The sequence below is a fragment of the Pedobacter sp. MR2016-19 genome (genome assembly GCF_014947265.1).
Classification (GTDB): domain Bacteria; phylum Bacteroidota; class Bacteroidia; order Sphingobacteriales; family Sphingobacteriaceae; genus Pedobacter.
Genome location: NZ_JADCNK010000010.1, coordinates 89,318 through 110,046, shown reverse-complemented (window position 1 = coordinate 110,046; position 20,729 = coordinate 89,318). Strand labels below are relative to the sequence as shown.

Below are 20,729 nucleotides of genomic sequence, written 5' to 3'. Positions count from 1 at the left end.
TATATTTGTACCAATATGGTACACTAAAATAAATTTATGTTAGTAGTAAGCAGCAGAGAATTTAGGGAAAAACAGGCTGAATATATGGATATGGCCGATAGTGGGGAACAGATTATTGTTCAAAGAGGCAAAAATAAAGCGTATTCAATAACACCAATTACCAACGATGACATTTATTTTTCAAAAGAGATGGTCGAAAAGATTGAAAAATCACTTTTGCAGGCAAAAAATGGAGAAGTTACTAAGGTCACAGGAAAAGATGCTTTAGTAGAGTTTCTTAAAGACTTATAATGTATAGTCTGGAGTTCACTTCCCAGGCAATAGAAGATCTTAAGTGGTTAAAGAAAACAGATTCAATTGCTTATAATAAGGTTCAAAAATTATTATTGGAGCTTATCGAGCATCCAACCACTGGAACCGGGAAGCCAGAATTGAAGAAATATAATTTATCTGGCTTATATTCTAGAAGGATATCGCAAAAGCATAGATTGGTTTATCAAATAAATGGCGAAACGATAAGTGTATTGGTTTTGTCGGCTGCTGGCCATTATGGTGACAAATGAGCCTGAATATTCCTATTGTTTAGCATCACTTCTTACCAAAACATAGTAACATTGATAATAATTACTAAGGAATATTATCCCCAATTCCATAATTTTTCTATCTTTGGTTTTTAATGAATTTCCTTTATCCGGGCTTTCTTTTTGCACTATTATCGGTTGCCATCCCGGTTATCATTCATTTATTCAATTTCAGGAAATTTAAAAAAGTCTATTTCTCTAACGTTCAGCTTTTAAAAGAAGTAGAGCAACAAAATTCTTCTAAAGAAAAACTTAAAAACCTGCTTGTTCTTATATCGCGGATTTTGGCGATCATCTTTTTGGTGCTGGCATTTGCTCAACCCTACATTCCGGCGCACAATCAAAAAAAGACTTCTTTAAAGAATATAGTAAGTATTTATATTGATAATTCTTACAGCATGGAAGCCGTTAATAAAGATGGCAATCTGCTCGACGAAGCCAAGCGCAGGGCAAAAGAACTGATTAAAGGTTTTGGTATGAACGATCGTTTTCAACTTTTAACGAACGATTTTGAAGGGAAGCACCAACGCTTATTGAACGAAGATGCATTTTTGAAAGCCCTTGATGATGTAAAAATCTCGGCTGCTAGTCGCAATCTCCAACAGATTTTAAACAGGCAGAACAATGTTTTAACCGGAGGCAAAAATAAATACAGCTTTCTAATTTCCGATTTTCAGAAAAATATTTCATCCATAAAAAAACTCGAAACCAAAGCTGATATCCAGTATTCATTTTTGAAATTGAATGCCAATACCTTACCCAACGTTGCGGTAGATAGCGTTTGGACACTTTCGCCCAATCACCAGCCCGGTGCAAATGAGCGTTTAGTGGTGCAGTTAAAAAATTATTCTGAAGAAGAAGCAAAAAATGTTCCTTTAAAACTCAGCATCAACAACCAGCAAAAAGGTTTGGGTGCTGTAACCATTCCAGGAGGAAAAACAGTTAAGGATACATTAAATTTTTCCGGACTGATAGCAGGCTGGCAAAAAGGCATGGTTACCATCAAAGATTTTCCGGTAACTTTTGATGATACACTATCTTTCAGTTTTAAAGTAGATCAAAATTTCCCGGTTTTAAGCATTAATGGTACTAACGCTGGTAATTATATTAAAGCATTATTCGCAGCCGATGCTTATTATAAACTTACCGAAAACACCGAGAGTAATATAAGATATAGCAATTTTGCCAATTATGGTTTGATTGTATTGAATGGATTGAAAAACCCTTCAACCGGTTTGGCACAACAACTTAAAAATTATCTCAATGCGGGTGGCACAGTAATGCTTTTTCCTGATCTAGATGCCGATATCCAGGGATACAACTCATTTTTAAGTGCATTATCGCTTCCAACAATCCAGTCGCTCAATACCACAGCTACAAAAGTTGACCAGATTGACCTTCAAAATCCAATTTTTAAGACTGTGTTTGAGGAAATCCCTAAAAATTTAGATCTTCCCTCAGTTTCACGTTATTATTCCTTTATAGAAAAAAATAGCTCCAATAAAGAGGATATCATGTCTTTACCTGGCAAGAAATCTTTTTTCTCTAAATACGGTGTAGGCAACGGCCAGGTATATTTATCTGCTTCTGGTTTAAATGCAAATGATGGTAATTTGGCCCGTCACCCGGTTTTTGTTCCGTTAATTTACCGTTTGGCACTGAGCGGAGGTAATGAAACTCCATTGTATTACAATCTGGGCAATGATAATGCATTAGCCAGTAGAAAGATTACTTTGGGTAAAAACCAGACTTTAAAAATCACTACTGACCATTTCGAAGCGATTCCTGAAATCCGTCAGGCCGATGGAAAAACATTGATTTACATTGCCGATCAGATAAAAAATGCTGGTTTTTACAACCTAAAACGCGCAGATTCATTGCTTGCTGTTTATAGTTTTAACAATAGCCGAACAGAATCTGATATGCACTATTTAAGCAAAACAGAACTTGAGCAATTAGCTGGTAGTAATCTGAAAATATTTGATGCCGATAAAGATCCCGTTAAATTAATTGCCGGCGACAATAAAATCGGGCAGACTTTATGGAAACTTTGTCTAATTTTGTCGCTGATTTTTATTGCAGCAGAAATTTTACTCATCCGATTTTTTAACAACACAAAAAAAACAATATGAATCTCCTGGTTAAAAATGTAACCGTTGCCGATCCACAAAGTAAATTTAACAATCAACAATGCGATGTTCGGGTAGAAAATGGTAAAATTAAAAACATAGGTAAATTAACTGCCGATAAAAATGAAACCGTTTTCGATGCCCAGGGTGCTTTTTTAACACCAGGATTTTTCGATTTAAACTGTGTAGCAGGCGATCCTGGTTTCGAAACGAAGGAAGATATTCAAACGCTAACTGCTACCGCAAAAGCAGGCGGTTTTACCGGATTGGCCTTATTGCCACAAACCAGCCCGGTTGTACAATCAAAGTCTCAGGTAGAATATATTATTAACAAGGCCAAAAATAATTTGGTTGATGTTTTGCCTGTTGGTGCCATTAGTCAGAACCGCGAAGCAAAAGAACTTGCTGAATTATTCGATATGCAACAAGCAGGCGCTGTAGCTTTCTCTGATGGAGATAAAGCTTTGCAGGATGATGGTTTTATGAGCCGCGCCTTGCAGTATGCAAAAGGTTTCGATGCGCTGTTAATGGTTTATCCCGAAAATAAATCTATCGCAGGTAAATCGCAGATTAATGAGAGCAAAAATTCTGTGCTGTTGGGGATGAAAGGTTTACCTGCACTGGCCGAAGAAATGCATATCGCACGCGATATCTTCCTGGCTTCTTACAACGAAACCAAAATCCACATCAGCAATATTTCAACTGCAGGGGCTGTGGCTTTGATCCGTAGGGCAAAGAAAGATGGTGTTCAGGTTTCATGCGATGTAACGGCACATCACCTGGTATTTACAGAAGAACTTTTAAGCGATTTTGATAGTAATTATAAGGTTAAGCCACCATTGCGCGGAAAAACTGATGTAAAAGCATTAATTGCCGGTTTAAAAGATGGAACCATTGATGCCATTACTTCTCAGCACCGTCCTGAAGAAATCGAATTTAAAAATGTAGAGTTCGAAATAGCCCACTACGGCATCATTGCTTTACAAACCGTATTGCCACTGTTATTAAAAGCCGGACTGGATGCCGCTTTAATTGCCGAGAAATTGGCCATTAATCCGCGTAAATTATTAAATTTAGCTGTTCCGGTAGTAGAAGAAGGATCAGAAGCCAACTTTACAGTTTTTAATACAACCGAAAAATGGTTGTATAATTCCGCCAGCAACCACTCAAAATCGGCAAATAGTCCGTTATTGGGTACCGAGCTAACCGGAAAGGTAACTTTGGTTTATAACAATAATCAGCACTGGGAGAATTAAGGTTGAAGGTTAGAAGGTTGAGGTCATAAGGTTCTTAACCATGTCTCAAAAGATATTAGTTCAAAAAAAATATTGATAAATTAACAGGTTATAAGAATTTAAAGACTAAAGAAATAAATTACAATTTTGTTGTTCAGGTCATACAATCTTATCATCCTAAAATCCTAAAAATCTTAATCATGGATAACAGAGTAAAAAAAGCACTAAGTGCAGCCATTAACAAGTATGCTGAGGTTTCAGCTACTAATGTAGAAGGTTTTGAAACGGAATTACTGGCTGCTTTTGAGCTGGATGTTAACTTTTTAGATAAAGCTACGGCTTTCGATGCGGTTTTCGATTCTCACCAGAAATTTGAAGAATTACGCGAAGTATTTTTTGATTTATTGATGGTGAATTTCTTTAGCAGTGACGTACAGAAACTGGAAGACGATTACTTAGAAAGTGAAGAATGGGCAAACATTGAAGAGGAAACCATTGATAGAGGAACTGAACTGTTAAACCTGTTGCTTTATATTAAAGAATGTAAAGATGAAGACCTGGATCCTGAATTGGGCGATTTCTTAAAAGAATTTTTATTGGTCGAAGATGATGAGTTTCAGGATGAATTTGAGATTTACGAAGAACTGATCAGCAACCAGCAACTGGCAGAAAGTAGTGTAGAGGAGATCTGTAAAACAGCCACTAATTTAAATATCAGCGAGGAAATGCAGGAATTATTTGTGCCGTTTATGGCTTTTTTCCTTGATGTTGAAGGAAGTGCAGAAACCACGAAAGAAATAATTCAATTTAGCAGTAACAAATCGTTTGATTCTGCTACTTATATATTAATTACAACAATTAATAACTAGACTATTTTATCATGGAACAACAAACGCTTCAAGAAGAAAAGAAACCAAAGGTTTATGAAGAGATTTTTAAATACGGATTGATACTGGGCATAGTATTTTTTGTTTTTGGATTAATATCCCTTTATTTAATGCAAAGCTCTGACTCATTTTTAATAATGACAATTGCTTATCCCGTTATTTTTCAACTTATCATACCATTGGTGTTTGTTATTTTTCTTTGTATAAGTCTTCGTAAACAGATTGGTGGTTATTGGACATTTAAACAGGCTTTGAAAAGTATCTTTCTTGTTTTTTTTATCGGTTGGTTGTTTTCGTTTGGCTTAAATCTAGCTTATACTAAATTGATTGATACTTCAATCATGGAAAAAACTCAAGATCATATGAAAGAAAGCTTTGTTGCTTTTATGAAGAAACAAAGTATGGAAGATGAGAAAATTGATAAAGAAGTAGCGAAGCTCGACGAACAGTTTGCTAAACAAAATGAGTTCTCTGCAAAAACAGCTTTCCGTAACATAACCATAGCGGTTTCAATTATATTTGTAATTGCATTAATATTTGCTGCGATATTTAAACGGGAAAGACCATTGAGATTAGAAGATTTTCCAACTCAGGCTTAATTTCTTTTATAAAATTTTGAACGTGCAGGTTTTATCATTTAATTTGGTAAGCTTGCGCGTTTTTTTGTTTTTCGCTACCTCGAATACATCACATCCCACTAACTTTGACTGATCCAAAAAAAAGTCGTCATCTCGACTGAAGCGCAGCGGAATGGAGAGATCTATAGAATTAGATTTCTCGACTACGTTGCACTCCGCTCGAAATGACGACATTGGGAGTATAGAGATTTACAATTTATTGCCGAAGGCAATTTAAAAAATGAAATAACTATCTTTGAACAAAATACTTGGTCAAAATTTAACTTATTGCCAAATGGAAAATAAGAATAATGTCGAATTAAGAGAAAAGATACGTTTAGGTCTTAGCTTAGCTTTCAAAAAACTGGTTGCTTACAAAGCGAAGAACGATGGTGTTTTAGTTTTTTCCAATCAGGGGAAAATTGTGAAAGTAAGAGCCAAAGACATAAAATTATAATATAAGATCAAAAATTTTGAACGTGCAGGTTTTATCATTTAATTTGATGAAATTTGCACGTTTTAATTTAAACAAACCTCGCAGGTTTCTAAAACCTGCGAGGTTTATGCTTAAAAAATGGATATATCAGTTGTAGTACCCTTATTTAATGAAGATGAATCTTTGCCGGAATTAACGGCCTGGATTGATAAAGTGATGATCGACAATAATTTCAGCTACGAGGTTATTTTGGTTGATGATGGTAGTACCGATAGGTCCTGGGAGGTAATTGAAGAATTAAGATCTCAAAATCCTGCCATAAAAGGCATTAAGTTTAGAAGGAATTACGGTAAATCTGCGGCATTGAACGTTGGTTTCGAAGCCACGCAAGGCAATGTAGTAATTACGATGGATGCCGATTTACAGGATAGTCCGGATGAAATTCCTGAATTGTACCGTCGTATTAAAGAAGAAAAGCTTGATATCATTTCAGGCTGGAAGAAAAAACGTTACGATCCGATTACCAAAACAATCCCGACCAAACTCTTCAACGCAGCTACCCGCAAAATGAGCGGTATAGAACTGAATGATTTTAACTGTGGCTTAAAAGCTTACCGTAGCGATGTAATCAAAACCATCGAGGTTTACGGCGAGATGCACCGGTATATCCCGGTAATTGCTAAATGGGCCGGATTTAGTAAAATAGCTGAGCAGGTGGTAGAACACCGTGCGCGTAAATATGGCACAACTAAATTTGGTTTCAGCAGGTTTATCAACGGCTTTTTAGATTTACTTTCTATTTTCTTTGTGGGTAAATTCGGCAAGCGCCCCATGCACTTTTTTGGTTCATTAGGTGTTTTAAGTTTCTTTATCGGTATCATCATGGCGCTGTACATTTTGTTCGAGAAGAAATATTTGATTTGGCAGGGCTTAGCTTATCGTGATGTAACCGACCAGCCATTGTTTTATTTATCGCTGGTTGCCATTGTGGTTGGATCGCAGATGTTCCTTGCAGGTTTTATTGCAGAGTTATTATCGCGTAACGCACCAGAAAGAAATCAATACCTAATAGAAAAAGAACTTAAGTAAATGTAAAATGTAAGATGGAATTGCCATCATACATATTACATCTTCCCTTTTCCCTTTTAAACATGTTTTTCTCCATCATCATTCCACTTTACAATCGTCCACAGGAAATTGACGAATTGTTAAACACCTTAACCAAACAGACTTATTTACAGTTTGAAGTTTTGGTTATTGAAGATGGTTCGAAAAACGATGCAAAGGCAATTGTGGCTTCTTATGCAGATAAACTGGATATTAAATATTACTTTAAAGAAAATGCCGGACAGGGTTTTGCCCGTAATTTCGGCTTCGAAAGGGCTACAGGCGATTACTTTGTAATTTTCGATTCCGACTGTTTAATTCCCTCAAACTACCTTGAAACGGTTAAGAACTATTTGTATGAGCATCATTTAGATGCCTATGGAGGTCCGGATGCGGCGCACGATAGTTTCACACCTGTGCAAAAAGCAATCAGCTATGCCATGACTTCGCCTTTCACCACAGGTGGTATCCGTGGAAACAAGCAGCATGTAGGGCAATTTCATCCACGCAGCTTTAATATGGGTGTTTCACGTCAGGCCTGGGAGAAAGTTGGGGGCTTTATTCTTACCCGATTGGGCGAAGATATTGAATACAGCATCCGTATTCACGAAAGCGGTTTTAAAATTGGGTTGATTGCAGATGCAAAGGTTTACCATAAACGCCGGACAAGCTTCAGTCAGTTTTACAAGCAATTACACTTTTTCGGCAGGGCCAGAATTAATATTTATAAACACTTTCCAAAAGAGTTGAAATTGATTCATTTTTTCCCGGCAGTAGCAACCGTTGGTATGATAACAACATTGCTATTGAACATCTTTTATCCGCCTTTGGCGTATATTTTCGATTTTCTCGTACTATTGTACTTTTTGTTAATATTTTTTCACTCCTGGTCAGTAAATAAATCTTTAAAAGTTGCATTTTTGAGCATTATATCTTCATTCATCCAATTAACCGCTTATGGTTTAGGATTTATACAGGATTTATTTAAACGTGTGGTATTCAAACAACAATGATCAATTATTTAAAAGAAAGTACGTTTGCCGTTAACGATGTAATGCAAAAAGCATGGGGCATTACTAAGAAACATTATCTATCGATTGCTACATTATGTTTTTTAATGTTTATTACCGCTAGTGCATCAAGTTTGATGGCCTTTTTTATTAAGGATGTAAGCAAAGCTTTAAGCATTATCATGGTGATTATTTTCGTTTTGCTCTATTTTACCATTAATCTTTCACTATTTAAGTATATTTTTCATTTAATGGATGATGAAGAAAATGATGTGAAAATTGTGGATACCCTCCCAACCAGGCAGCAAATCATCAGGTTTTTGGTTGCTACGCTATATTTCGTAGGCTGCATTTTGGGTGTTTACCTGGTGGTGATCTTAGTTGCCTTTCCTTTTATTTATACTGGAATTAATGTGTCAGTTGTTAAAAATGTAGCCATTTCAGTAGGCATTATTGCCATCTTTATTACCTGGTTAAGAATTTCATTCTTTCCGTTTTTTATTATTGATAAAGGAGCAACGCCTTTCGATTCGATTAAATTAAGTTTGGCTACTACTAAAGGAAATTTTACTAAGATTTTATTGTTATTGGTTGTTTTAGGAGGAGGATATCTTATTTATCTGTTATTAAATTACCTGCAATGGCCGTTAATTGCTTTCATTGTAAATATTTTAAGTTCATTTATCATTGTTCCGCTTTCGAGTGTAGCTTTAACCGTTGCATACCGTAAAATTTCGAGCGAGTATAAAGGCGATGAACATCCGGATATTTTACATAATATCGTTTAACCCCGGATATTCGCCATTAAGTCATTCTATCATTGCAAAATTCAATTATTAAACATGGGATTAAAAGCAGCATTAAGTAAACCCTTTGCGGCATTTGCAGTTTGGCAGATCAACAAATGGAAAAATAATGCCGTTGATGCACAAAATAAGACCCTGAAAAAACTTATTGATGAAGCTAAATATACTGCATTTGGAAAGGATCATCATTTCGCTGAGATTAAAACCTATGCTGATTTTAAAAAATATGTTCCTGTTCAGGATTACGAAGGCTTAAAGCCTTATATAGATCGTGTTGTAGCAGGAGAAGCCGATGTAATTTGGAAAGGTAAACCGCTTTATTTTGCCAAAACCTCAGGCACCACTTCAGGTGTAAAATATATTCCACTTTCGAAAGAATCGATGCCAGAGCACATCAAAGCTGCCCGTAATGCCATTTTAACTTACATTAATGAAACGGGCAAGGCTGATTTTGTAAATGGAAAAATGATCTTTCTTCAGGGGAGTCCGGTTTTAAATGTGAAAAATGGGATCAATGTTGGACGTTTATCAGGCATTGTGGCCCATCATGTACCAGCCTATCTGCAAAAGAACCGTTTGCCTTCTTACGAAACCAATATTATAGAAGATTGGGAACAGAAAGTGGATGCCATTGTGGAGGAAACCATTAATGAGAACATGACTTTAATTTCTGGGATTCCACCCTGGGTACAGATGTATTTTGATAAATTGTCTGAGAAATCTGGAGGGAAGAAAATTGCTGAAATCTTCAGGAATTTTAGCCTGTTTATTTATGGTGGGGTAAATTTCGAGCCTTATCGCGCAAAGATTGAACAGAGCATCGGAAAAAAAATTGATGCCATTGAAACCTATCCAGCTTCAGAAGGATTTATTGCCTATCAGGATTCGCAAAAAGATAAAGGATTATTGTTACTGGCCGATGCAGGAATTTTCTACGAATTTGTTCCGGCTGATGAATATTACAACGATAAGCCAACGAGGTTATCACTTGGCGAGGTTGAGCTGGATACGAATTATGCGCTGATTTTAAATACCAATGCAGGTTTATGGGGATATAGTATTGGAGATACGGTGAAGTTTGTTTCGAAAAATCCATATAAAATTGTAGTTACCGGGCGGATTAAACATTTCATTTCGGCATTTGGCGAACATGTAATTGGAGAAGAGGTAGAACAGGCCATTTTAAGTGTGGCCAATGCAGAACAGGTAGAAATTACAGAATTTACGGTTGCACCTCAGGTTAATCCGGAAACTGGTCAATTGCCTTATCATGAGTGGTTTGTAGAATTTTCATCTGCACCAAAAGATCTGGCTGCTTTTAGCAAAAAGGTTGATGATGCTTTACAAAAGAAAAATATTTATTACTTTGACCTAATTGAAGGAAACATCCTTCAGCCATTGATTATACGTACTTTGCAAAAAGATGCCTTTGTAAACTATATGAAAAGTGAAGGAAAGTTAGGTGGGCAGAATAAAGTACCGCGGTTGAGTAATGATCGGAAACTGGCGGATGCTTTAGTGGTATATATTGTTTGATTGCTACATTGTTGAATTGTTAATACTGGCGCCTTAACCATGGCGGTAGAATATTGTTGGATTGTTTAGCATTGTGCAGATGAAAATTGCTAAATTGTTGTTAATGATTAACGTTCAACGATATGGAAAAGAATTATTTACAGTTAAATCAGATAACTGCTTATACAAAATCGTTTCATCTTAGCAATTTTGTATGGGATTTGGTATCTGGTTGGGATAGCTTTGCAAAGTATACCATCGGGCAACAGTTTGTTGATGCTGTTGATTCTATTTCAGCTAATATTGCTGAAGGCTTTGGTCGTTATCATAAGAAAGATAAGATCAAGTTTTATTATTATAGCTTTGGTTCGGTTAAGGAATGTTTAGACTGGAACGAAAAAGCAAGAGTTCGAAAGTTGGTAAATGAGGAGACGTATTCAAAGATTTTTGCAACTTTGGAAACTTTGCCGAAAGAAATTCATCAACTGATAAAATTTACAAACGAAAAATTGAAAATTTAATCGAATGCAATTAAAACAATTAAATTTTTAATACGAGAGAAAGAAAACAATTGAACAATATAACAATACAGCAATCTGTAAAAAGAATAACCATATTAGGTTCTACAGGGAGCATAGGTACACAAGCACTTGAAGTGGTTAGGGATCATCCTACAGTTTTTAAAGTTGCCGTATTATCCGCACTGAAGAATGCAGCATTACTTATTCAACAAGCAAAGGAATTTAAGCCAGCTATTGTTGTAATCTGTGATGAAAGCAAATACAGCGAAGTTAAGGATGCTTTGTTTGGCCTTAATATTAAAGTTTTGGCTGGCGAAGCAGCTTTATCAGAAGTTGCGGCTTACGCTGATAGCGATGTAGTGCTTACTGCATTAATGGGCTCCGTAGGGTTAAAACCAACCATTGCTGCCATAAAAGCTGGTAAAAACATTGCTTTGGCTAACAAAGAAACTTTAGTGGTTGCCGGCGAACTGATTACACAATTGGCAACTGAACACCGGGTTAAAGTTTTACCTGTTGATTCTGAGCATTCGGCCATATTCCAGTGTTTAGTGGGTGAGGAGCAAAATGAGATTGAGAAAATTTATTTAACGGCATCAGGCGGACCATTCTTAGGCAAAACAAAAGACTTCTTAGCGACCGTAAAAAAGGAGCAGGCTTTAAAACATCCCAATTGGGTGATGGGGGCAAAAATCACGATCGATTCTGCATCTCTAATGAATAAGGGTTTAGAGGTAATTGAGGCAAAATGGTTGTTTAACCTCGATGTAGACCAGATTGATGTTATCGTACATCCACAATCTATCATCCATTCCATCGTTCAGTTTACTGATGGCTCTATGAAGGCACAGATGGGCGTTCCCGATATGAAACTGCCTATTCAGTATGCTTTAAATTATCCCGATAGGCTAAAAAACAATTTTAAGCGTTTTAACTTCTTAGATTATCCAAGTTTTAGCTTTCAGAAAGCCGATACGGAAACATTCAGGAATTTAGACCTGGCATTTACTGCTTTACGAAAAGGAGGGAATATGCCATGTATTTTGAATGCCGCAAATGAAATTGTTGTAGAAGCATTTTTGACGGATAAAATTGGTTTTCTGCAAATGAGCGAGGTTATTGAAAGATGTATGGAAGAAATCAGTTTTGTTGAAAAACCGCAATTGAGTGATTATTTAGAAACTGACAAACATAGCCGTATCTTAGCCGGCGAATTAGTAACAAAAAGTATAGTTTAACATCTAACATAAAATTTTATAAGAGAATATGAATGGATTGATTATGGCGGGGCAGCTGCTGCTCGGATTGTCTTTATTGGTAATATTACACGAATTAGGGCATTTCCTGGCAGCCAGAGCATTTGGTATTAAAGTAGAAAAGTTTTATTTATTTTTTGATGCCTGGGGGTTCAAACTTTTTAGTTTCAAAAAGGGTGATGTTGAATATGGAGTGGGATGGTTGCCACTTGGGGGTTATGTAAAAATTGCCGGAATGATTGATGAGAGTATGGATACTGAGCAAATGGCCCAGCCAGCTCAACCCTGGGAATTCCGTTCTAAACCAGCCTGGCAACGTTTAATCGTAATGCTTGGCGGTATTATCGTAAACGTAATTGTAGGTGTTTTTATCTTCTGGATGTTAACCTTCAATATCGGGCAGAATTATACCGTTAACAGTAAACTAAACGATGGCATTTCTGTAGGTGCGATCGGTAAAGAAATCGGTTTGAAAAATGGAGATAAAATTTTGGCCATCAATGGCAACAAATTAATTCGTTTTGAAGATGCGATATCAAGCAAAGTGTTGTTTGATGGTGCACAATTAACTATTTTAAGAGAGAATAAAGCCCTTTATATTTCTGTTCCGGATACTATTTTAAACAAAATATCAAAAAACGATAAAGAGAATTTTATTTCGCCACGGTATGTCATGGAGCGTGTAGATAAGGTGAGCGCACCCGATGAAAAAGCAGATAAGCCATCATTTTTTGATAAGCTATTTGGCAGAAAGTTTGAGAAACCATTATATCCTGCTTATGCTGCCGGTATTAAACCGGGCGATAGTATTTTATCGGTTAATGGAAAACAGATCACCTTTTTCGATCAGTTTAAAGAAGAGGTGTCTACAAATAAGCTAAAACCCATTACCATTAAAGCATTGCGCAAGGGAAAAGAAGTAACATTCAATCTTAAAGTAAGTAAAGACGGAACAATTGGAATTGGTCCTAACCTGAAAATGCCTGAGACTGCACATGTAGATTTTGGCTTTATAGAGTCGTTACCAGTTGGTGCGAACATGGCATGGAGCACTTTTGTAGATAATGCGAAAGGCATTGGTAAAATGATCACGGGAAAGTTAAGTGCACGTAACATCAGCAGTCCGATTGGAATTGCGAAGGTGTATGGAAGTACTTTCGACTGGGTTAAATTCTGGACTTTAACCGGGTTAATTTCGATGGCATTGGCATTTATGAATTTATTGCCTATCCCAGGCTTAGATGGAGGCCACGTCGTATTTCTTTTGATTGAAATGGTGCAACGCAAGCCGGTAAGCGAAAAAGTACTGGAAAAAGCGCAGATTGTTGGTTTTGTAATTCTGATCTGTTTAATGGTGTTTGCTTTTGGTAATGATATTCTAAAATCCTTCGGTAAGTAAAACCAAATCTATATCATTGCCGCAGATGCGCAGATTTGACCAGTCGATCTGTACATCTGCGGCTTTTTAATTTAATACATAGTATGAGCGAAGCAAAACCAGATACTAATTATTTCGATTTTTACGAGTTACCGATCCAGTTTAATCCGGACCAAAATGCGGTAAAAACAAAGTTTTATGCTTTAAGCAAACAGTTTCACCCCGATTTTTATGCCAATGAAAGCGAAGAGAAGCAGCAGGAAGTGCTAGACCTGTCAACATTGAACAATAAGGCTTACCAGACACTGAGCAATGCTAAAAAACGCTTAAAATACGTGCTCGAGTTGAAAGGGATAGTAGAAACAGAAGAGGGTTATCAACTGCCACAATCTTTTCTAATGGAAATGATGGATGTAAATGAGGCTTTAATGGATCTGGAGTTTGAGCCTGATGCCGAAAAGCTAGCGCAGGTAAAAGGAGATGTTGATGCCATAGAAAAAGGCTTGGCTAACGAATTGAATGATTTGATAGCTCGTTTTGATAGCAACCCAACAGCATCCGATGCACTACTGCCTTCGATTAAGGATAATTTTTACCGACAGAAATACGTTGATCGGATCAGGGAACGCTTGCCGAAATAGATGGAAGATTCCGAAGGTGGGAGTGCGATGTCTGAGGATAGTGGTATAAAAGAGCTAGCGCCCAACTCTGCGCAATTGCGCCTTTTCCTTGTGTCCTTTGCGGTTAAAAGATGGGAAGCCTTAAACATTTCGTCTTTAACCTTTTTAAAACACCTAATTGTAAAATCATTTTTTAGTTTTTGCCAGGCAAAAGCTTTGTTTTACTTTCGGAACAAACAATCAGATTTATGAATAGCTCCCTTTCTATTTTTCGTAAAGTAGCCGTAGCAGAAGGCATATCCTACCTGCTTTTGTTATTTGTAGCCATGCCCTTAAAGTATTTTGCAGACCTTCCTCTGTATGTAAAATATACCGGCTGGGCCCACGGATTATTATTTGTACTATACGCAGCTACCTTAGTTTTGGCCTGGCAAGAGCAAAAATGGAAGTTTGGTAAAGCAGTTCTCATCTTTTTGGCATCACTTTTACCATTTATGCCCTTTGTGGTAGATCGCAAATTGAAAGATGAAAGACCAAAATAATTGCTTTTCAGCAAGTTAAAATTAATTGAAAATAATTTTGTGAATTAAGGTTTCATTATCTACATTTGCAACCCCGTCTAAGACGAATGCCCAGCTGGCGGAATTGGTAGACGCGCTGGTCTCAAACACCTGTGGGAAACCGTGCCGGTTCGACTCCGGCGCTGGGTACTAACCGGGCTCAAGCCCGAAACCTTAAAGGGTTGCTCGTTAAAAAGCAGCCCTTTTTGCTTGACTTTCAGTATGTTATCATTGAAAGTTGGGTCAATAAAAGCGGTTCTAAACATATCGTCACCCCATACCAGATTATCTTTGCCCCCCCTCATCAGGGTATGCTTCTGTGTAATGTTACCTTTTTGATAAATCTCATACAGGTTAGTTAAGTTTGGTGAAATTCGGTCAATAAGCTCATCCTCGTTTCGGATCTTGGATGGTTGGTTTCCGCTTAATGAATACTCAAGAGTTGCCTTTTCCTCTTTGTATTTTTGAAACCAGGTTTGATAGGTCGAGCTCTCTATCTCATTATTCATCAATCGTTCTTCGAGCTTGAAAATCTTTTCGTTTAGCTCGTGAAGCTTTCTGACTTTATTTTGATGTTGTTCTTTCTTTAGTTTCTGAGACTCTATCAATAATGCCTTCGTTGTTTCCTCCACAAACTGGACTTGATGGGTAGAGAAGCTTAGGCCTTTTAGCACAGCTTCAATAGCATCATGCAACTTGTTTCCGGCTAGGTTATAATTCGTGTGCTCCGTACAGCGATAATATAAGTAATAGCTTTTACGGCCCTTAGTATATCCAGCTGTCATTCCCTTTCCACACCAACATTTAAGGATACCCCTCAATGGAAAATCCTCCGCTGGTTAGCACGGCAATTAACGATAAAATGAAATCTGGTTCCATCTAATTAAAATAGCTAGTTTAGAAAATATGCATCGCCTTAATTCTTCAAAAATCGGCGACCTTTTCAATCTAGATATAATTTGCCTTCGTTCTTTATGCTGACTGATTTAGTTTATAGACATTCCTGCGTTGCCTTGTTTGCGTTTTGAAAGCCAAACAGGAAAACCAATGCCTATTTCCTATGCTGAGGACCCCGTATCTATAGGTGATCATATAAGAAAGAAAAGATTGGAACTAAAGTTACGTCAAATAGACGTGGCAGGAAGAAACTACAGGCTAAAGGGTTGTCAAACAACAGGATTGCAAAAGCCTTATAGCACATTGTCTGAAGCACTGACCTATTATAATATACAGGTAGGAAAAAAGGCACGCCAAACAAAACTTCCACAGCATGCAGGTTCCTTCTTTAAACCATCAGCGGCTGTAATGGCATTTTTGGCTCCTGAAACTAAACTTAGCAATGCACAAAAGAAGCTAATATCCAAATTGTGCCAGTCATCAACTGAATTAAAGCGCAACATGGCCTTGGTAAAGAAATTCCGAAGATTGATTGTAACATTCCATATTGTGTCGTATCTAACCCGGCATAAAAATAAGGCAATTGTATCAGTCAGTTAGTATAACAATGTTTGAGGAAATATATAGTCGCTACGCTTCGCAAATATTCCGGGTGTGTCTCGGGTATACAAATGATGCTGATCAGGCTAAAGATTTGGTACAGGAGACTTTTATTTCCGTGTGGAAAAATCTACCTAGCTTCCGTTACGATTCAGAGATCAGTACCTGGATATTCAGAATCGCTACCAATAATTGCCTTCGTGCCTTGGAAGTTTCGAAGCGGATGCCTACTGCTGAACTGCCTTATAATTTAGCAGAAACATTGGAGGAGTCACCAGAGGAAAAACTTAAACTGTTATACAGGTGTATTTCGGAACTGGAAGAAACAGACCGTATTATCATCTCTCTGGAATTGGAGGGTTTGCCACAGACAGGAATTGCTGCCGTTGTAGGCCTGAGCCACGGAAATGTAAGAGTAAAAATTCATAGGATAAAAGAAAAGTTAACTCAAAAATTTCATGAATATGGACAATTTAGATGATTTGAAAACTGTGTGGCACACCGCAAAAACGGATAAATTACCTACTTCAAAGGAAATGCTAAAATTAATTGGCACTTTTCGGAATCAGAAGTTGAGGAATAAGTGGTTAATGATTATTTCATGTTTACTATTCTCAAGCTTAATAATTGCTGAACTATTTTTTGTCAGTTTTAAGGAGATTACGACTTATATTGGTGGTGGATTAATGGTTATTTCAGGACTTTTGGTAGCTGCCACGAATATAAGATCCATCAAACGGTTTAAACACCTTGATAACTGTAGTAATCTGGAATTTATTGAGTTCATTGAGCAAACCCGTCAGAACCAGATTTATTATTATAAGAAAACAATGGTTAGAGTAGTTTTGCTGTGCTCGGTTGGCTGGCTGATGTACTTATACGAGTTTATTTCAAAGTATCCTATTTGGCTTTTTGCTATATATAGTATAGCGATTATCTATCTGGCTTTTTTATGGTTTATAATACGCCCACGGTCGTTTAATAAAGATGCTGCTAAGTTAGTGGCCACTCGTGAAAAAATGGAAACTATATTACAACAACTTAAAAATAAATAAATATGAAACGTAACACTATTCCCAAATCTGCAATGGTTTATCTTATCATAGGTTTAATGTTCACAAGCCTTATTCCAATCATCAGCCGATATTATCCAATACCTGATCTATATAAAGGATTTATCACGGGCTTAGGACTCATGATTGAGGTTATTGGAATAATTAAACTTCAGCGCTATAAGAAAGATCGTATTTGCTTAGCATCTAATACTAAAGATTCTTAATAAGATTTCTTTAAATAAATAGTGAGGTAGACTATATCAATATCGCCTCTTATTTAAGACCTTAAAGTTAGTCAACGATATTATTAGCTTTTGCTGAATAAGAATGCCTTTAGAATTTATAGCTAAAAGAAAAATAACGATCTGGATTGATTCCTTTGTTTTTTGAGACAAGATTATATAATTGCTATCCCAAATAGCCTATTATTTAAAACCACCGTGGCTGTTGCATAAGGGGGATGTTCATTATACAACTTCTTAAAATATGTTTTTTTATGAATGATTATGATAAACTCATTCCATTGTTCAAATCAGATTTTTAGTTTTTGATAATTTGCGTTACATATAAACGAAGGTATTCGTGTAAACTATTTTCATTATTCCACCGTTTTAATAATCACTTAATTTAAATCTGAAGTTAACATTACGACAAAATAGATGGTATTGGATATATTTGCATTTTAAAGGTCTTAACGCATAAATTTAAATACCACATATTCTACAATATGAAATCATTCTACTGTTCTTTTATTTTTCTCTTATTTTCTTTTTATGTTCAAGGCCAAGAAGACAATCGCTTTACTACCGGATTTTCGGAAACAATATCTTCTAAAATATTAGGGGAAAATCGTGAAATCTTAATACACATTCCTAAAAGTAACGGAGGAAATAAAATAAAAGACAGAGGTAATTACCCCGTGATATATTTGTTGGATGGAGCTGAAAATTTCAACAGTGTTGTAAGTATTACCGAGCACATGGAAGAATCAAGCCTCTGTCCTCCGATGATTGTAATTGGAATCGTGAATTCAAATAGAATGAGCGATTTAACAACTGGTACCGATAAAGATATGCCTAAGCAATTTCTTGGTAATGGTGAAAAGTTCATGTCTTTTGTCGAGAAAGAACTTATTCCTCATATCAATTCAAATTATCCAACTACAACATATAAAACATTTATTGGCCATTCAGTGGGAGGCTTAACGGTAATCAATACGTTACTTCATAACCCTGATCTATTTAATTCATATGTTTGCCTTGATGGAGCGTTGTGGTGGAATAATGCTAAAATTGTAAAAGAAGCGACAACAAATTTAACCACTAATAATTACCAAGGAAAAACGTTGTTTATGGCTATGGCCAATCGTTTGGAAAGAGGGATTGATACGCTAAGTGTACAAAAAGACACAAGCGAGAATACAGATCTTATTCGTGCCAATTTAAAATTCATTAAAGAACTTCAAAAAGCTCAAAGGAACCAGTTGCGATACAGGTACAAATTTTATGAAGATGACAACCATCCTTCGGTTAGATTGATTGGAGAATATGATGCGCTTCGATTTATCTTTGACTTTTACAAGCTCAAGATTTACGACAGTGAATTAGAAAATCCAAATTTTAGATTAGATTCTTTATTAGTTACGCATTATAGCAAAGTTTCCAAGCAAATGGGTTATGTTGTGAAACCCGCTGAAAGCCAGGTCAATAATTTTGGATACCAGATGATGGCTGGTAAACAATTTAAGAAAGCGGAGTCTTTATTTAAACTCAATATTATCAACAATCCTAACAGTGGTAATTGTTACGATTCTATTGGTGATTTCTATCTTGGAACCGGAAATAAAGCAAAAGCGATCGAATCTTTCAAAAAGGCTTTAACGCTAAAAGATATTCCCGAAAGCAAAGCAAAACTTGAAAAATTATTGAATAACGAGAATTAAATAAAATAACAGGGTCAATTAAAAAGTTGACCCTGTTATTTCGGTACTCTTCTGAAGCTCTTAAAGTAATAGGATAGATAAAAACATGCTTGTAATCGTCATCGAAATTGATTTGGCAAGAAGAAACAAGTATCTATCATTAACCCTCATTATTTGATAATCAAGTTGGCTTTAAAATATTAGGGTTATATTCTTTATATGACATCTTGAAACATATTTTTTATGACTGATTATCATGAACTCATTCCATTATTCAAATCAGAATTTTAATTTTTGATAATGAGTTTCTGATAATTTGCGTTACACAAAAACGAGGGATTAAATTTAATCCGAAAATCCTAATCAGAAATCTTAGCTATACATTTGAAATAGCTAAGGTTTTCTGAATAATCTTATTAATTTCGATGTTAGTTTTTTATATATTAAATATAGGAATATGGGCGATTTTCGCTAGATCTATCATAAATTGGTTCGACCTTAGTACGTCTGGGGGTACAAATCCCTCTCTAAAACTTTTAGAGAGGGATTTTTGGTTTTTAAATATCTTGTAATATGCTTATTTGGCTTGGAAACGGGGATCAAGCAAAAAAGTGGGGGTGTTGAGAAGTTTATTTAATTTTTTACGACATTATTATTTTGGACAGCTCATTTGGAACCGTCAAACGTCAGATTTTGTAAGTGTTTGTATCGTGCTGATGCGTTAATTTTTTTAAGGAAGTTGTATTTAAATTTTAACCTTGTAACTTGTATGCGCTTAACTTAATGCCTGACATATGAAAGATCTCGGACACGGCTTCACGCTTGTAGACAGAAGCATTTATCTGTATGATTCGGAAAAATTTACCAGCCTCAAAAAGACAATCGATTACGATTCGTTTGAGATGGTAGAAGCTTTTGAGGACAAGACTTTTTACTTCAGGGATAAAAATAGGGTGTATGTTACCAGCTATATGTGCAACGCTTCTGTTATTGAGGGAGCAAAGCCTGAAATATTTAAAGTTATAAATGCCGAAGATGGCATTGGTTATGACGGGAACAATTATTATTGGTACGACCGGTGCCTGCCATATGATTACAGCAAGGCAGAAAAATATAATGAGTATTATCTGCGGGCAGGTAATAAAGTTTATTTTCTTAAAGATGTTGTGGAAGGAGCTGATACAAAGACCTTCAGCATTATCTGGCAAAATATTGCCCGGGATAGGGAAAGCCTGTTTTTTAGGGGCAGGAATGTACCTGATGTGGATGTTGACACTTTTAAGAAAGTGCCTGGCTGTTTTGATGCTGATCATCTTGACCAAAGCCACACTTATTATGCAGCCGACCGGAATAATGTTTATTTTGTGAATACCGTAGGCAAAGCCCTGAAGAGGCTGTCCGGTGTAGAGCCTTCGGACTTTTCGGTAAAGATTGTCGATAACAGGCTTTACGGGATAAGAGGTAAGGATATTTGCTTTTTTGGCATTAAAAAGAAAGGCTTAGTGCTAGGATAATGATGTTTTTATGAGGGGTAAGCATAACAAAGCATGTCAGGAAATTAAGAGTGAACTACAAACAAAACATTTTGACTTATAATG

Annotated in this window: 22 protein-coding genes, 1 tRNA gene and 1 pseudogene; 23 read left to right on the top strand and 1 reads right to left on the bottom strand. The window is 36.3% G+C overall.

Features of this window, described 5'->3' with window-relative positions:
• Window positions 1-36 precede the first annotated feature (36 nt).
• From IM793_RS14495 to IM793_RS14415, 17 genes are all read left to right on the top strand, one after another.
• Window positions 37-291, top strand: a complete 255-nt coding sequence (locus IM793_RS14495; protein WP_193422505.1) for a type II toxin-antitoxin system prevent-host-death family antitoxin — start codon at window positions 37-39, stop codon at window positions 289-291.
• Window positions 291-563 carry a Txe/YoeB family addiction module toxin gene (locus tag IM793_RS14490; RefSeq protein WP_227256263.1) on the top strand — a complete coding sequence of 91 codons (273 nt, stop codon included), beginning with the start codon at window positions 291-293 and terminating at the stop codon, window positions 561-563. Before IM793_RS14495 ends, IM793_RS14490 begins: the two co-directional genes overlap by 1 nt.
• 113 nt (window positions 564-676) lie before the next feature.
• The gene (locus IM793_RS14485) at window positions 677-2,713 is read left to right on the top strand and encodes a BatA and WFA domain-containing protein (RefSeq protein WP_193422502.1); all 2,037 of its coding nucleotides are present in this window, start codon (window positions 677-679) and stop codon (window positions 2,711-2,713) included.
• Window positions 2,710-3,966, top strand: coding sequence for a dihydroorotase (locus IM793_RS14480; RefSeq protein WP_193422501.1), 1,257 nt, complete (start codon window positions 2,710-2,712; stop codon window positions 3,964-3,966). Before IM793_RS14485 ends, IM793_RS14480 begins: the two co-directional genes overlap by 4 nt.
• Window positions 3,967-4,145: 179 nt before the next feature.
• The gene (locus tag IM793_RS14475) at window positions 4,146-4,814 is read left to right on the top strand and encodes a hypothetical protein (protein WP_193422499.1); all 669 of its coding nucleotides are present in this window, start codon (window positions 4,146-4,148) and stop codon (window positions 4,812-4,814) included.
• A gap of 11 nt (window positions 4,815-4,825) precedes the next feature.
• On the top strand, window positions 4,826-5,431 hold the full coding sequence (locus tag IM793_RS14470; protein WP_193422496.1) for a DUF4199 domain-containing protein: 606 nt from the start codon (window positions 4,826-4,828) through the stop codon (window positions 5,429-5,431).
• 313 nt (window positions 5,432-5,744) lie between these two features.
• The gene (locus IM793_RS14465; protein WP_193422494.1) at window positions 5,745-5,906 is read left to right on the top strand and encodes a hypothetical protein; all 162 of its coding nucleotides are present in this window, start codon (window positions 5,745-5,747) and stop codon (window positions 5,904-5,906) included.
• A gap of 117 nt (window positions 5,907-6,023) precedes the next feature.
• Window positions 6,024-6,974: a glycosyltransferase family 2 protein gene (locus IM793_RS14460; protein WP_132394837.1), complete on the top strand. Its 951-nt coding sequence runs from the start codon at window positions 6,024-6,026 to the stop codon at window positions 6,972-6,974.
• 62 nt (window positions 6,975-7,036) lie between these two features.
• A complete protein-coding gene (locus IM793_RS14455) occupies window positions 7,037-8,005 on the top strand; it encodes a glycosyltransferase family 2 protein (RefSeq protein ID WP_193422492.1) in 969 nt (322 codons plus the stop codon).
• Complete coding sequence (locus IM793_RS14450) at window positions 8,002-8,790, top strand: hypothetical protein (RefSeq protein ID WP_193422490.1); 789 nt, start codon at window positions 8,002-8,004, stop codon at window positions 8,788-8,790. The genes IM793_RS14455 and IM793_RS14450 overlap by 4 nt, the downstream gene beginning before the upstream one ends.
• A gap of 54 nt (window positions 8,791-8,844) precedes the next feature.
• Window positions 8,845-10,344, top strand: a complete 1,500-nt coding sequence (locus tag IM793_RS14445; RefSeq protein WP_193422488.1) for a GH3 auxin-responsive promoter family protein — start codon at window positions 8,845-8,847, stop codon at window positions 10,342-10,344.
• Window positions 10,345-10,466: 122 nt separating this feature from the next.
• Complete coding sequence (locus IM793_RS14440) at window positions 10,467-10,844, top strand: four helix bundle protein (protein ID WP_193422486.1); 378 nt, start codon at window positions 10,467-10,469, stop codon at window positions 10,842-10,844.
• Window positions 10,845-10,894: 50 nt separating this feature from the next.
• On the top strand, window positions 10,895-12,082 hold the full coding sequence (locus IM793_RS14435) for a 1-deoxy-D-xylulose-5-phosphate reductoisomerase (protein ID WP_227256262.1): 1,188 nt from the start codon (window positions 10,895-10,897) through the stop codon (window positions 12,080-12,082).
• A gap of 28 nt (window positions 12,083-12,110) precedes the next feature.
• The gene (gene rseP / locus IM793_RS14430) at window positions 12,111-13,499 is read left to right on the top strand and encodes an RIP metalloprotease RseP (protein ID WP_193422484.1); all 1,389 of its coding nucleotides are present in this window, start codon (window positions 12,111-12,113) and stop codon (window positions 13,497-13,499) included.
• Between the two features lie 83 nt (window positions 13,500-13,582).
• Window positions 13,583-14,119 (top strand): Fe-S protein assembly co-chaperone HscB, encoded by a 537-nt coding sequence (hscB, locus tag IM793_RS14425; protein WP_193422482.1) that lies wholly within the window; start codon window positions 13,583-13,585, stop codon window positions 14,117-14,119.
• A 227-nt stretch (window positions 14,120-14,346) separates the two neighbouring features.
• Complete coding sequence (locus IM793_RS14420) at window positions 14,347-14,640, top strand: DUF3817 domain-containing protein (protein WP_193422480.1); 294 nt, start codon at window positions 14,347-14,349, stop codon at window positions 14,638-14,640.
• A gap of 88 nt (window positions 14,641-14,728) precedes the next feature.
• A tRNA-Leu gene (locus IM793_RS14415) sits at window positions 14,729-14,808 on the top strand.
• A 572-nt stretch (window positions 14,809-15,380) separates the two neighbouring features.
• Here the strand turns inward: IM793_RS14415 and IM793_RS25150 are convergent.
• Window positions 15,381-15,479, bottom strand: a pseudogene (locus tag IM793_RS25150) (hypothetical protein); the annotation flags it as partial.
• Between the two features lie 226 nt (window positions 15,480-15,705).
• Between IM793_RS25150 and IM793_RS14410 the strand changes: the two are divergent.
• From IM793_RS14410 to IM793_RS14385, 6 genes are all read left to right on the top strand, one after another.
• Complete coding sequence (locus IM793_RS14410; RefSeq protein ID WP_193422478.1) at window positions 15,706-16,155, top strand: hypothetical protein; 450 nt, start codon at window positions 15,706-15,708, stop codon at window positions 16,153-16,155.
• A 7-nt stretch (window positions 16,156-16,162) separates the two neighbouring features.
• On the top strand, window positions 16,163-16,636 hold the full coding sequence (locus IM793_RS14405) for an RNA polymerase sigma factor (protein ID WP_193422476.1): 474 nt from the start codon (window positions 16,163-16,165) through the stop codon (window positions 16,634-16,636).
• The gene (locus tag IM793_RS14400; protein WP_193422474.1) at window positions 16,620-17,210 is read left to right on the top strand and encodes a hypothetical protein; all 591 of its coding nucleotides are present in this window, start codon (window positions 16,620-16,622) and stop codon (window positions 17,208-17,210) included. Before IM793_RS14405 ends, IM793_RS14400 begins: the two co-directional genes overlap by 17 nt.
• A 2-nt stretch (window positions 17,211-17,212) precedes the next feature.
• Window positions 17,213-17,434 carry a hypothetical protein gene (locus tag IM793_RS14395; protein ID WP_193422472.1) on the top strand — a complete coding sequence of 74 codons (222 nt, stop codon included), beginning with the start codon at window positions 17,213-17,215 and terminating at the stop codon, window positions 17,432-17,434.
• A 503-nt stretch (window positions 17,435-17,937) separates the two neighbouring features.
• Window positions 17,938-19,152 carry an alpha/beta hydrolase-fold protein gene (locus IM793_RS14390; RefSeq protein WP_193422470.1) on the top strand — a complete coding sequence of 405 codons (1,215 nt, stop codon included), beginning with the start codon at window positions 17,938-17,940 and terminating at the stop codon, window positions 19,150-19,152.
• Between the two features lie 773 nt (window positions 19,153-19,925).
• Window positions 19,926-20,645, top strand: coding sequence for a DKNYY domain-containing protein (locus tag IM793_RS14385; RefSeq protein ID WP_193422468.1), 720 nt, complete (start codon window positions 19,926-19,928; stop codon window positions 20,643-20,645).
• Window positions 20,646-20,729 lie beyond the last annotated feature (84 nt).